Source organism: Flavobacterium aquatile LMG 4008 = ATCC 11947 (genome assembly GCF_000757385.1).
Lineage (GTDB): Bacteria > Bacteroidota > Bacteroidia > Flavobacteriales > Flavobacteriaceae > Flavobacterium > Flavobacterium aquatile.
The window spans coordinates 147,202-161,284 of the sequence record NZ_JRHH01000006.1 but is presented as its reverse complement, the minus strand read 5'-3'; the positions used below and the strand labels follow the sequence as shown (position 1 = coordinate 161,284).

10 protein-coding genes, 1 tRNA gene and 1 pseudogene are annotated in these 14,083 nt (G+C 31.5%); 2 read left to right on the top strand and 10 right to left on the bottom strand.

The genetic code is table 11. The annotated features are described in order from the left end of the window. The 5 genes from LG45_RS15255 to LG45_RS15235 form a co-directional block, all read right to left on the bottom strand. A complete protein-coding gene (locus LG45_RS15255; RefSeq protein ID WP_035128786.1) occupies positions 1–1,098 on the bottom strand; it encodes an efflux RND transporter periplasmic adaptor subunit in 1,098 nt (365 codons plus the stop codon). Then, positions 1,095–2,411, bottom strand: coding sequence for a TolC family protein (locus LG45_RS15250; RefSeq protein ID WP_035128783.1), 1,317 nt, complete (start codon positions 2,409–2,411; stop codon positions 1,095–1,097). Before LG45_RS15250 ends, LG45_RS15255 begins: the two co-directional genes overlap by 4 nt. Positions 2,412–2,415: 4 nt before the next feature. Then, positions 2,416–3,285, bottom strand: coding sequence for an SDR family oxidoreductase (locus LG45_RS15245; RefSeq protein WP_035128780.1), 870 nt, complete (start codon positions 3,283–3,285; stop codon positions 2,416–2,418). Positions 3,286–3,417: 132 nt separating this feature from the next. Further along, a complete protein-coding gene (locus LG45_RS15240; RefSeq protein WP_035128777.1) occupies positions 3,418–4,239 on the bottom strand; it encodes a DUF4249 family protein in 822 nt (273 codons plus the stop codon). A gap of 28 nt (positions 4,240–4,267) precedes the next feature. After that, positions 4,268–6,643, bottom strand: coding sequence for a TonB-dependent receptor (locus LG45_RS15235; protein ID WP_035128774.1), 2,376 nt, complete (start codon positions 6,641–6,643; stop codon positions 4,268–4,270). A 237-nt stretch (positions 6,644–6,880) separates the two neighbouring features. Here LG45_RS15235 and LG45_RS15230 point away from each other — a divergent pair, with 237 nt between their 5' ends. Together LG45_RS15230 and LG45_RS15225 are read left to right on the top strand one after the other, a co-directional pair. After that, a complete protein-coding gene (locus LG45_RS15230; RefSeq protein WP_052087624.1) occupies positions 6,881–7,933 on the top strand; it encodes a sensor histidine kinase in 1,053 nt (350 codons plus the stop codon). Further along, a complete protein-coding gene (locus tag LG45_RS15225; RefSeq protein ID WP_035128771.1) occupies positions 7,930–8,652 on the top strand; it encodes a LytR/AlgR family response regulator transcription factor in 723 nt (240 codons plus the stop codon). The genes LG45_RS15230 and LG45_RS15225 overlap by 4 nt, the downstream gene beginning before the upstream one ends. A 2-nt stretch (positions 8,653–8,654) precedes the next feature. On the opposite strand, the gene LG45_RS15220 is transcribed toward LG45_RS15225, so the two are convergent. The 5 genes and pseudogenes from LG45_RS15220 to lolA1 form a co-directional block, all read right to left on the bottom strand. Beyond that, positions 8,655–9,902 (bottom strand): site-specific integrase, encoded by a 1,248-nt coding sequence (locus LG45_RS15220; RefSeq protein WP_035128768.1) that lies wholly within the window; start codon positions 9,900–9,902, stop codon positions 8,655–8,657. 260 nt (positions 9,903–10,162) lie between these two features. Continuing rightward, positions 10,163–10,250 (bottom strand) — tRNA-Ser (locus LG45_RS15215). A 158-nt stretch (positions 10,251–10,408) separates the two neighbouring features. Next, complete coding sequence (gene ribB, locus LG45_RS15210; protein WP_035128765.1) at positions 10,409–11,539, bottom strand: 3,4-dihydroxy-2-butanone-4-phosphate synthase; 1,131 nt, start codon at positions 11,537–11,539, stop codon at positions 10,409–10,411. 477 nt (positions 11,540–12,016) lie between these two features. Further along, positions 12,017–13,432: pseudogene (locus tag LG45_RS15205) on the bottom strand (LptF/LptG family permease); the annotation flags it as partial. A gap of 6 nt (positions 13,433–13,438) precedes the next feature. After that, a complete protein-coding gene (gene lolA1, locus LG45_RS15200) occupies positions 13,439–14,080 on the bottom strand; it encodes an outer membrane lipoprotein periplasmic chaperone LolA1 (protein ID WP_089046924.1) in 642 nt (213 codons plus the stop codon). Positions 14,081–14,083 lie beyond the last annotated feature (3 nt).

Below are 14,083 nucleotides of genomic sequence, written 5' to 3'. Positions count from 1 at the left end.
TTAGGGCTCTTCTTTTATTATCGTTTGACCCACTTCCAAACCACTGATTATTTCTACCCATTCGTTGGAAACAATTCCTGTTTTTACTGTTATCATTTTTGAATCTTCTTTGAGCATTACTTTATTGCCATAATTCAAGTAAGCCAAGGGAATAACTAAAGCATTCTTTTTAGTCCCAATCATAATATTCGCTTCCAATTGAGTACCCGTAATGTTGAGGTCTAGTTTTTTGTCAAAATATGCCTTAACTATAAATGATCTTGAAGTTTCATCAAAGGCAGGTAGAATTTGGGTGATGCTTGCTTTATATACTTTAGTTTTATTAGTGTTTAGCTTTATCATAACCGTTTGTCCCTTCTTTAATTTGGACATAATCGTTTCATCTACATTTAATTTGGCATAGATTACGCTTGGATTACCGATTATTGCAATTACATCGCCTTTACGAACGTAGTCGCCCAATTGTTTTTTCTTTACATAGACTTTCCCTGTATTAATTGCGGTAATTTTGTTCTGATTTTCAAGCACATTGCTAACTTTACTGGCATAACGTTGAACGATTTCTTGTTGATTAGCACTAATTTGCTGATTACCATATTGTTCTTTCAATGCCTTTAGATTTGATTGAGAGTTTGTTAAAGAAAGTTGGATATTATCATATTCTGTTCGAGATACACTATTGCTAGCATAAAGGCGTTTGTATCGTTCCAATTGTTGCTCGTCAAGTTTTACTTTTGCGGTTGCAGCAATTATATTAGCTTTAATTTCTTGTAAAGCAGGTGCTGATGACAGTGTGTTGTTACTAGCAATAGTATGAAGTTGACCAGCACTTTCGGCATTAATTATATTTTGATTATTGTCAATTACAGCTATTACTTGCCCTTTTGTCACTAAAGTTCCTTCTTCAAAATTCATTTGAATCAGATGACCATCGGTTTGAGCAGTAAGATTGTATTGATTATCTGCTTCGAGCATACCAGAAGCAAACACCATTTCCGTAATATCTTTGCGTTGAACTTGTGCATCATTTTGTTTATCGGAGCAGGCTGCGAAAAACAAATACATTACTATAACGACTATTAGGTACTCTTTCCTCATTTGATAGTATTGCTTATGATTATTTTACTTTTTGCATATTTTACAGAAGCTAAAAGAGCAACAGTTTTCAAACTGCTGTTGAGCCAATCATCAAAAGAATTAATGAGGTCTGTTGCTGAAATAATTCCTTCTCGGTAAATATTTAGATTTTTCTCGTAAGAATCTTTCTGTAATGCTTCAATTTCTGCATTAATTTTGTAGCTCTCATAAGCCTTGCGATAATCAAGTTCTAGTTGAATATTATTGATTTGGTCTTGCAATTTGTTATGATTCCAATTGTTTTGGGCAATTTCAAAATTTATTCTATCCTTTTTTACTGTTGCTATTTTTGAAACTTCGGGTAGAATAGGAATACTAACTTTCAATCCGATATAGTTACTACCAAACCAATTGTTGGTTCCAAACCAATTATTGTTGTTGCTTTCCTGCCAACTGAATGAACTGAATAGGTTTAACGTTGGGTACATCCATCTTTTGTCCGCGCGAAGTATGGCTTGTTGGTATTTGGTTTGCCATTCGCCTTGGCGTTGCAAAAGGTCTCCGGTAGCTTTTATAGGTAACTGAATATCTGAAACTGAGTTTTCATTTCCTGTAATAATGATAGCGGTTTCAGGATTAATATCACATAAAATTTTCAAACCGTTGTATTGCTGTTGAAGTTGTATTTCGAGTTGTTGCAATTTGTCTTTTACTAATAGTTGATTGGCTAGTGTAATATTGATATCTTGACTACGTACTAGTCCTTCCTTTTGTTTGTTTTGCAGAAAATGAACGAGCGATTCTGCATTAGATAGACTTTTGGTAGTAACATCAATTTGCCATCTATAAGAGAGAATGTTATGATATGCGGCTGATATACTTTCATATACCACTTTTTTAGTAAGTAAATTTGTAACCGCTGTCAATTGCTCATTAGTTTTTGCAACCTTGATTTGAGCCATTGCATAAGGATTTATCAAATCAATTTGAGGTTCGAAGGCAAAATTGCTGACATATTTTTGTCCGAAAGTGATGGTTCTAAAAGTCCCTTCTGGACCTCCAAATACTTCAGCAGGAATAAAATTCGGATTTAGTTTTGTATTATCTGTAAGAGTAAAACTGCCAGTACCTTTCAAATTAAACATTCCAAGTTTGGAAGCAAGTGTTTGGTATTTTACAAGAATAATTTGCTGATTGGCATTACGAAAAGAAATACTATTTGTTTCGGCATAAGCATACACCTCTTCCAATGTAGTGAAAATTACTGTTTCTTGTGCAACACAATTTATTACAAAAAAGTAAGAAAGGAACAGTAAAATTAATTTAGGTTTCATAGTGCTATTTGTAAATTTTTAGCAAAAAGTCTTCAACACTTGTAGGTTTTCTTTCTAATAGCATTTCCATTTTAGAATTTACTCCTGCTAATTCACCTTGTTGGGCTGCCAAAGAAAAACCGCCAATCATTTTAGCATACTCTTTTGGAATACCTGATCCAATTGCAGTTTTAATGAACGTTTCAATGTCTGGACTGACGTATGTGATATTCTTATTTGTAATGTGATAAATCATAGCTGCTATCTCTAGAAATGAAACACCTTTTCCGGATACATCATAAATTTTATTTTTGTGCCCCTCAGAATTTAAGATATTGGCTGCTACTTCAGCCATCTCATTTCTCAATGTAAATGCAATTTTTCCATTACCTGCTGGCAGATAAATACCATTTTCGATTACATTTTTGCCTAAAAACAATGGTAACATATCTAAGTATAATCCGTTACGAAGAATTGTATAATACATTCCGCTTTTCATAATAGCAATTTCAGTTGCTAAATGTGATTTCATTACGAATTTCATTGGTGATTTTGGATCATCAGTCTCGTGTATTTGGCTTGTATAGAGAATGTGTTTTACTCCTGCTTTTTTTGCCGCTTTTACCACTTGTTTGTGCTGAACAGCATGGTTTTTCATTTCCCCACTTGAAACAAAAAGTAGTTTATCTATTCCAGAAAATGCGTTTATCATTGATTGATAATCATTATAATCACCTATAACTACATTAATACCGAATGCTGCTAGCAATTTTGCTTTGATTTTGTCTCTTGCTATTGCATAGATTGATTTTTTGTCTACGCCTTTTTTTATCAATGCTTCTATTACTGCATAACCATAATTACCAGTTGCTCCAGTTATCGCTATTTTTTCCATTTATTTTTACACTGTGTTTTTTAGAATCAAACCTTTATCATGTTTGAATTAATTAAAAAAAATACTGGATGTTGTTAGCATCCAGCATCCTAACATAACTCAATTTAAACCAAAACAAACATGAAATTCTTATTATTGAATAGTATAACTTTTAGTATCAATCTCTGATAATCTGAAATAACCAAAAGGAAAATTTTTGCTATTGGTTTGATTTGTAATGTTACCCCGAACCTTAGTTGGTGTTGTTGCAAACGGACTGTCATCATTACCGGACGCTAATAATAATTTATTGAAATATTCAGAATATCTTCTTGAGATTCCATATAATTTTATGTCCATAATATCACCGGGTTTTAAATCCTTATTTGAGTAGTATATAGTCATAAGATTTCCATTATCGTTTTCGTCATCTTCAATTTGGTATTGAGGGAAAGCTACTCTGTTTGATGCATGTCTGTACAAATAGTAGTTTTGTTGTGCGCCATTATCCTGAAATTTGGTAAGGACTTCAACTTCATCGCCACCAAAACCGGCATCATTGTTTTGTATTACATCAGTTTGCATAGTTGGAGCATTAACGAGTGTTTCTGTTGCTGTATAGGTTTCTCCGTTTAATACAATTGATAACACATATGTTTCTCCAATCGCTGGTTGGAAATTAGTACAAATGTATTCTCCTGTTCCTGGATTTTCAATAAAGTTAAAAACCGTATTAGCAGAGTTGGTTACTGTAATATTTGCTCCAGAAACTGTTGGGAAAGTTGGGCTATAATAACCCGTTGTTGTAGACAATTTTATTTTTTGTTCACTACCCGTTGTATTTTTAACCCAGTCAATTGATGCGTCAATTACTAATCTTGGTGCAGCAGTATCCAAATCTACAGTTATAACTTCCTCACAACTGGTTAAAAGCAAACCAATTGTTACTATTAAAATTTTAATTGATATTCTCATTGTATGTATTGTTATTAGTTAGATTTTATTAGAATTTGAAATTATAAGTTACACTTGGAATAATTCCGAATATTGATTGTTTTCTGGCTTCACTTGTACCAGTATCAATGTTTTGACCAAAGTTAAATGCAGCTGCATTGGCTCTATTGTATACATTATAAACACTAAAAACCCATTCGCCTCGCCATCCTTTTGTCTTATCTGGTTTTGGAATGTAAGTAGCTGATAAATCTAAATGATGGTAGGCAGAAAGAGAGTTTTCGTTTCTTAGACCGTAATCAGCAACAGTAACTCCTTGATATTGGTATTTACCCACTGGAAACGTTGCCGCTTTACCTGTTTGATAGGTGAAAATACTACCAAAAGACCATTTTTTTGTTAATTGATAAGCTGCTGTTACAGATAAGTTGTGTAATTTATCATAATTAGCACGATACCATTCACCATCGTTAATACCTGGTTCATTAGCGTTTCTTCCTGGTGTTCTTTGTTCCGCTTTAGAAAGCGTATAAGAAAACCAGCCTGTTAATTTACCTGTATTCTTTTTGAACATTACTTCTAAACCATAAGCTCGCGCTTCACCATTTAGCATTACTCTTTCAATATGTTTATTCGCTACCAATTCTGCACCATCAATAAAATCTGTTTTATTCTTTATTTTTTTATAAAAAACTTCGGTCTCTATAGAGTATTTATCGTTTTTGAAGTTTTGAAAGTATCCTAAAGCCACTTGATCTAAAATTTGTGGTTTTAGGTATTGATCACTTGGTGCCCATATATCCAGTGGAGAAACCGAAGCTGTATTGGTAATTAAGTGAACATATTGGCTCATTCTGTTATAACTCGCCTTGATAGATTGATTATCGTTTAAGGAATATGCTGCTGCAAAACGTGGCTCAAGATTACCAAAGCTTGCAATTTTTTTGTTTTTTCCGTACTTGATTGAACCAGTTGGAGAAGCTTCTTCATATACTTGAAAATCTTGATTGAAGACTACTGCTTGATTATTTGCATAAGTACTCACTTCTTCTTCACCTAGTCTTTGGAAATTACTGTATCGAAGTCCATAATTAATAGACAATTTATCAGATAACTTTTGTTCAGCACTTATGTATAGTGCGTTTTCAAAAGCAAATTTCTTTTGTATTTGGAATGGGTTGATGCTAGATGACGCGTCAACAGGATTAATTGTACCGGGATTAAAATTATAGTAAATAGAATTTAAACCATAACTCAACGTCAATTTGTCTGACATATAATGTTTAAAATCATATTTCAGATTGTAGTTCTTCACTTCCGATTTCCAATCAATTCCAACAAATTTTAGTTTTAAACCATAATCATAATCACTATAAATAATTGAAGCATTAGAAAACAATTTGTCGGTGAAATTATGGTTCCATCTTACATTGAAAAGAGTATTGCCATAGGTGTTAATGAAGTTATTATTGAAATTCATATTGTCGTTTCCAAAATATCCTGATACAAAAACATTGTTTTTATCATTGAATTTATAATTCAGTTTTGCATTAATATCATAGAAATAAGCAGAATTAGGTTCATCAGCCAATTTTAAAAAAAGATGCGCATAGGATCCTCTTCCAGCTACTACAAAAGAACTTTTTTCTTTTACAATTGGGCCTTCAACTAATAAACGACTTGAAATTGCTCCAATTCCACCAGTTACATGATACTCTTTATTGTTACCTTCTTTTTGATAAATATCTAAAACCGAAGAAATACGACCACCAAAATTGGCAGGAATTCCACCTTTGTATAGTTTCAAATCTTTAATTACATCAGAATTGAAGACAGAGAAAAATCCGAATAGGTGAGAAGTGTTGTATATTGTTGCTTCATCAAGCATTACCAAGTTTCCATCTACCGAACCACCTCTTACATTAAAACCAGTTGCACCTTCTTGAGCATTGGTTACTCCTGGTAATTGTAAAACCGATTTTAAAACATCAACTTCACCCATAACAGCAGGCATCTTTTTTATAGTTGCAATCGAAAGTTTATTTGTACTCATTTCGGGTTTACGAATATTTACTTTAGTTTTATTAGATTTTATAACTACTTCATCCAATGTTTTACTGTTTTCTGTCATTACAAAATTCTTTTTTGTGTTTTGAGTCAAAGAAATTGATTCTTCAACAGCATCGAAACCAATATAACTTATGCTGATAGTATACTCTCCTTTTGGTAAAGTAATCGAATAAAAACCATAAGAGTTTGTGATTGTTGAAGCTTTTGCCTCGGGAATAACAATATTCACACCTATAAGTGTTTCATTATTTAATTTATTAGCAATTGTGCCGCTCAAAGTCACCTTATCTTGTGAATATACATTAGATATAGTCATAAGAATAATTAAAATAAAATACTGGATTTTGCTTTTCATTTATTTAAAGTTTTAAATTTTAAGCGAAACTATTGTATAGAAGAATTGGTTTTTTTTGAATTATACCAAACCGATTAACTTTTATAGGAAAATGTATTTTATAACTACTAAAAGTTTTGAATCCAGTTATAAAATTTTAAGTGCTTATTTTTTGTATAAAAAAAATGTGCTTTTGTATAAAATACTATTTGTCGCAGTTTTAAGTTTTACATTTGTAACAAATTATATATTATTCCTATGAGTAAAACTTTGCATAAAGAATTGATTGATAAAAATTTAATGCTACAATTTTTTATTACGCCAAACTATAGGATGTATAGGCATTTTATAATGATTGTTTTTATTAGCTTAGCAATATTTAATAGTGACCCTGAATATACAGAACCAACTGAAGCTATTAGTAGAGTTATTGCATTATTAATGTTTTTGGTATTGGTTTATACTAATATGTACTTACTAGTGCCAAAACTTTTGTTTAATAACAAATATTTTGCCTATTGTTTATCTGTTATAGGTGTTATATTTATTTCAGCCTTGATTCACAAGAGTGGTCAATATTTTTATGGTTCGGATGTTAGATTGGATTCTACTAAAGAAGATGTTAGCTTTTTGCCTTTTTCATTTGTTATAATAATATTATTTTCTGCATCTGCTGCTATCAAATTGTTTCAAAGATGGATGCTGGATGCACAATTAATAACTGAATTGGAACGAGCAAATACGAATGCTGAATTAGAACAATTAAAAAATCAAATCAATCCTCATTTTCTTTTTAATATGCTCAATAATGCTAATGTATTAACTAAGAAAGATCCTGAAAAAGCATCACAGGTTTTAATGAAGTTGAGCGATTTATTGCGTTATCAATTGTATGATAGTGCAAGAGAAAAAGTGCTACTGACTTCAGATATCCATTTCTTAGAAGATTTCTTAAATTTGGAGAAAGTAAGACGAGATAATTTTGATTTTATAATATCCAAAGAAGGAAATTTGAGTGGTGTATTAATACCTCCGTTACTATTTATTTCATTTGTAGAGAATGCAGTAAAACACAATAACGATTCAGCTAAATCGTCTTATGTGAATTTATTTTTTGATATTAGAAATGACGAGCTTTTTTTCAAGTGTATTAATTCAAAGCCCATTTTAAAAGCAGTAAACACAAATACTGGTGGTTTAGGATTGGTAAACATAAAAAGAAGATTAGAATTGCTATTTCCTTTGTCTTATAATTTAAAAATAGAAGATAATCCAGAAACCTATAGCGTAACCTTAACCATAAAATTATGAATTGTATTATAGTAGATGATGAACCGTTGGCAAGAGAAGCTATTCAAATGTTGATTGAGCAAACTGACAATTTAAACTTGATAGGTTCATTCAATAGCCCAGATGCAGCCTCCCAATTTTTAATAAACAATGAAGTTGATTTAATATTTCTTGACATTCAAATGCCAGGAATAAATGGAATTGAATTTGCCAAAACTATTCCGAAAGAAACGTTCGTGATTTTTACCACTGCATTTTCTGAATTTGCTACTGATAGTTATGAAGTTGATGCTATTGATTATTTAATAAAGCCAGTAAAATTAGAGCGTTTTCAAAAAGGTGTAGATAAAGCACAGGTATATTACAAATTATTCAATGCTGATTATGCCAATAATAATATTGAAAATATCACAGATGATTATTTTTTTATAAAAGCCGATAGAAAAATAGTTAAAATTCATTTTAACGATATTCTTTTTATTGAAGGTTTAAAGGATTATGTGGTTATGCACACAGAAAATCAAAAAGTAATTACCGCGATGAATATTAAAACAATTCATGATCAGTTGCCTAAAAATATGTTTGTTAGAGTCAGTAAATCTTATATTATCAATGCGAAAAAAATAGATTCAGTTGATAATAATACAGTCTATATTGGAAAAAATGAAATCCCTATTGGGAATATTTATAGGGATTTCTTTTTTAATGAGTTTGTGACTAAAAAGATTTTGAGTAGATAACTTTAGCTTGACTTAACATCGAATTTTGGCTTTTCTAATGATATAAACTTGTTTCTCAAGATTTGCATATCCTCACTAACTTTTTTATCCAAAACTTTTGCGTAGTGCTGGGTTGTTCTTAAATTTTTATGACCGAGCATTTTACTAACGCTTTCTATTGGAACTCCATTTGTAAGTGTTACAGTAGTTGCAAAGGTGTGTCGAGCAATATGAAAGGTTAATTCTTTTTCAATCTCGCAAACGCCAGCTATTTCTTTTAAATACGCATTCATTTTTTGGTTTGTCAAAATTGGGAGTAGTCTATCTTCATTATTACTTTTAGGATGGTCTGAATATTTGTCAATAATCATTTGTGTTACCGGAAGGATTGGAATTTTAGAAGCGGTTTCGGTTTTCTGCCTGTGCGTAAATATCCATTTCTCGCCATCAATCCCGATGCTTATATGCGAGTTGGTTAAGTTTTTGACATCAATATAAGCCAAGCCAGTAAAGCAACTAAAAAGGAATATATCACGCACTAGCGATAGTCTTTCGGTTTTAAAATCTTTCTCGATTATATTTTGAATTTCTTCTTCAGATAAATAAACTCGCTCGACTTCTTTAACTTTCGATTTGTAATTAGCAAAAGGATTCTTATCAAGCCAGTCATTGGCCAAACAAAGCTTAATTATCTTGTTGAAGTTTTTGATGTATTTAACTGCTGTATTGTTGGCACAGTTCCGAACGCTTCTTAACCAAAATTCATAATCGGTTACAAAAGCATGATCTATTTTATTAATCTCGATATCAGAAACTTTGTATTTCCATTGTAGAAATTCTTTAGTATGACTTAACGAAGTTTTGTAGCGTTCTAATGTTCCTGGTGCATATTCTTTTCCAACTAGTTCTTTGATTTTGTTATTGTGGTCTTCAAAAATCGGAACGAGCATACGTTTAGTTTCAGTAGTTCCAAACAATTCATTCTTCAAGTTTTCAGAAGTAACTTTGATGTCTTTTTTGAACAATCTTTTTTCTGCTTCCAAAACTTGATTTTTTAAATAATCCAGATGGCTATTTATTGTTCTAGCTTCTTCATTAGTGCCCTTAACTTTGGTGCCTTCTGATGACCATTTCTCTGGATTTACATACTTGTTGGCACTAAACTCAAATCGTTTGGCTTGGATTGTTACTCTTGCATAAATTGGGCAAATGCCCTCATTGTTGGCTTTTGATCTCTTGATGTAAAAGAGAACTGATACAGTAGTGTTCATAAGTGGTAACCTTTTAGTTATTATTAAATTTAAAATTTCTAATAATTACAGACAAGATGTACATATTTTGAATATGTTGTTGAACACCTTGCTGTACTGGTGGTTTTGTTTAAGAGGTGTCACTTAAATTTTTATAATTTAGTGACACCTCGAAAGACACCAAAACTTTGAGATTAAATGAATAATTTGATAATCCTAGAAACGAAAAAACCCACTAAATCGTTGAATTTAGTGGGTTTTGTAACCATTTGTATTTCTACTGGCGGAGAAAGAGGGATTCGAACCCCCGGACCTGTGACAGTCAACAGTTTTCAAGACTGCCGCATTCGACCGCTCTGCCATTTCTCCAGTTTGAGCGTGTGCAATTCGTTATTGCGAGTGCAAATATAAGAACCTTTTTTTGTTTTCCAAATAGATTTTAAATAAAAAAACGATTAATTTTTATTTAAAAAAGTAATCGTTTCATTTTCTTTAGGTTATGATACTGTTTTAATTTAAATATTTTTTTAATAATTTACATAATCGGTAATTTCTAAGCCATATCCTATCATACCTACACGTTTTGTATGTTGAGTATTGGAAATTAATTTGATTTTAGAAATATCAATGTCGTGCAGAATTTGTGCTCCAATTCCGAAATCTTTAGCATCCATTTTTATTTGTGGTGCATTTTTAATTCCTTGTTCTTGCAATGTTTTTAATTCCTTCAATCTATTCAATAAATCTAATGAGTGCACTTCTTGATTGATGAATAAAACGGCACCTTTTCCTGCCTCATTGATAAGTTTGAACATATCATCCAGTTTCTTATCAGCATTATTAGTCAATGTTCCTAGAATATCGTTGTTGATTTGTGTTGAATTAATTCTGGTTAAAATTGGTTCTCCATTGCTCCAACTACCTTTGGTTAGCGCGATATGCACTTGTTTATTTGTAGTTTGAAGGTAGGCGCGAAGTCTAAATTCTCCAAAGCGAGTTTCTATTTCAAAATCTTCTTTTTTGACAATTAAACTATCATGCTGCATTCTGTACGCAACTAATGCTTCAATGGAAACTAATTTTAAGTCGAATTTTTTAGCAACATCTACAAGTTGAGGTAAACGTGCCATCGTGCCATCGTCATTCATTATTTCTACGATAACACCAGCCGATTTAAATCCGGCGAGTCTTGCAAAATCAATTGCAGCTTCTGTATGACCAGTTCTTCTTAAAACACCTCCTTGCTTTGCAACTAATGGAAAGATATGTCCTGGACGCGCTAAATCGTGTGGTTTCGTGTTTTCATCCACTAATGAAAGTATGGTTTTTGCTCTGTCTAAAGCCGATATACCAGTAGTAACACCATTTCCTTTTAGATCAACAGAAACTGTAAAAGCAGTTTCCATATGATCGGTATTGTTGCTTACCATTGCATGTAAACCTAATTCCTTGCAACGACTCTCTGTTAAAGGAGCACAAATTAATCCTCTACCATAAGTGGCCATAAAATTAATCATTTCGGGAGTTACCTTTTCGGCAGCAGCCAAGAAATCACCTTCATTTTCACGATCTTCATCATCAACCACGATGATAATTTTTCCTTGACGGATATCTTCAATGGCTTCTTCTATTGTATTGAGTTGTATAGTATTTGACATTTGTAAGTGTGTTGTTGATAATTAATTATCAGTGTTTTTAAGTGCTTTTTCAAGCGCTTTTTTATTGTAAAAATAGATAATTGAATAGAAAGGAAAACCTAAAGTAATAGAAATTTCAATACCTGGCTCAAATTTTGTATTGAGAAAATTTCCAATTGTATCCAGTTTTTTTTGTGTAGTAAATATTTTATAGGAAAGAACTATAATTGATAGTATCAAAATTAGTGCAGTTATAATCGAGCTTACCAAAAGGGCAACAATCGACATAGCAAAAGTAATTGCATAGATGACTAAGGTGATTTTAGTGTCTTTGTTGTATTCTAAAAGTAATGCTGTTATGTCTAATTTATCTAGAGTTGATGCCTTAGGTGCGGGAAGAACGTCATTTGAAATTAATTCATTTTCTTCAATAGCTATCGATTTTTCTTTAGTAGTTTGAGTTACTGCGTTTTTTGTTTGTCTAGCTGCTAAATAGTTCTGAATCGGAACTAGTATTACATCTAAATTAATTACGCCTCCAATATCTTTAATGGCTCTATAGGTTAGCAATACTGCAAGCGGAGCTAAAACAATAGTTGACATCCAAGTTCCTAAAAATGGTGTAATTCCGTCTTCCTGAGCAAGTTTTTTACCAAAAGTATTGATAAAGTGAAAGATTATAAAAATGGTTACAGCAAATACAATTGGCATTCCTAAACCACCTTTTCGAATGATTGCTCCAAGCGGTGCGCCAATAAAAAACATCAAAATACATGAAAATGCAATTACAAATTTTTCATAAAGTGCAATCCAATGTTGGTTGATGTTTTTCTGTTTTTCTTCCATTTCAAATTTGGAACTTTCGATAGAAAAAACAGTACTTTCTACATTTGTTGTAGCATATTTTATTGCTTGGGTCTTTTTACCATTATCTAAATCGGCAAGGAGATTTTTATTGAAATTGGTCTTTTTCGTTGGAGTAGTTGTGTCAGCAATACTAAAATTTGTTGCTTTATTGGAGATGTTAATTCGCTGGTAGATATTTTCAGTGAATGATTTTATATCTTTTCTATAATTCGTATTTAGTGAATCTAAAGTATAATTTAACTCACCAACATTTAGCATTGTATTGGTATTGGCAATTTCTCCAGTTTCTGTATTGGTATTTAGTTTAGATAAATCAATATTGATTACATCTTTCTTGAAAGTAGCTTTTGCAAATGGCATTCGCTCACGTTCTTCATATTTTTTGGGAGTGATGTCTTCATAATAATTTCCATCATAAAGAACTAATTTTAAAGTATTGGAGGTTTCACTACTTATAAGTTCACCTCGTTTTGCTTTAATCACTGTTTTATTACCATCACCATTTTGAGATTTTATGTGAATGATTACTCCATCTAATAAATTTCCTTTATCACCCGACTTTTTATCGACTTTAATAGTGTAATTCCCTATTTCGCTAAATTGTCCTTCGGCTATCGCCATTGCTGGACTTCTTTGCGCAATATTTCGCCTAAAATTGATGAATTTATATTCGGCAAACGGAATCACATTATTGGCGAATACAAATGCAATTAAGCTTAAAATAACAATAAAAACAGTTAAACCTCGCATACTTCTTTGAAGTGAAATTCCAGAAGATTTCATTGCAGCAAATTCGTAGTTTTCGGCTAAATTTCCAAAAGTCATGATAGAAGCCAAAAGAACTGAAAGTGGCAATACCATTGGAATAATCCTTGGCATTGCAAATAGTAAAAACTTTAAAATTAATAGTATTTCTAAATCCTTTCCAGCTAGTTCTGAGATGAATAACCAAACGGTTTGCAATATGAATATAAAAAACAAGATTACAAATACTGTAGTAAATGTAATCAAGAATGTTTTTAATAAATACTTATCTAATATTTTCACAAAGGGCTAATCTAATTTATTGATGTAGTATTTTGGATATTTACTAGCCACAAAGGTAAATTGATTTTTTGATAAAGGCTGATTTGTTTTAAAAGAATTAACAGTCAAAGTTGTTTTTGTACCGTTTTTGCCTACTTCAATTAGATTATAGATGTGCTTTGTTTGAACATCAATTCCAAGTAAAATCTCTTTTCGTTGGTCTTTTGTATTGTTCGGAATCAATTTTATGTACTGAATTTTTCTTCCTTTTACATTTTGCGGAATATCCATGTAATATTTGTAGCCACTATTAAAAAAAGTTAGCATTTTAGCTGGTGTAATGGCTTTATCGTCTGAATCATTTACGCTAGAAACGGTAACTTCTTCATCTTCAGGAATAATAGTATATGATTTTTTACCGTCATATATTTTAGTTACGCCCATAAAATTCAAGACATATTTGTTGCCTTCAATGGTTACATTTCCTTTGCTATCCTGATTTATATTCTCTTTAGCATTGTTTAAAGTGTATTTAAAATCAATAGCAATATTTTTATAACTTTTCACTTTAGCCGTAACATCATCTAAAAGTGCTTTAGCTTTTTTGTCTTGTGCGTTAGCAGAAATGCTAATAATTAAAAGAAGCGCAATTGAAAGAAATCTTTTCATTTT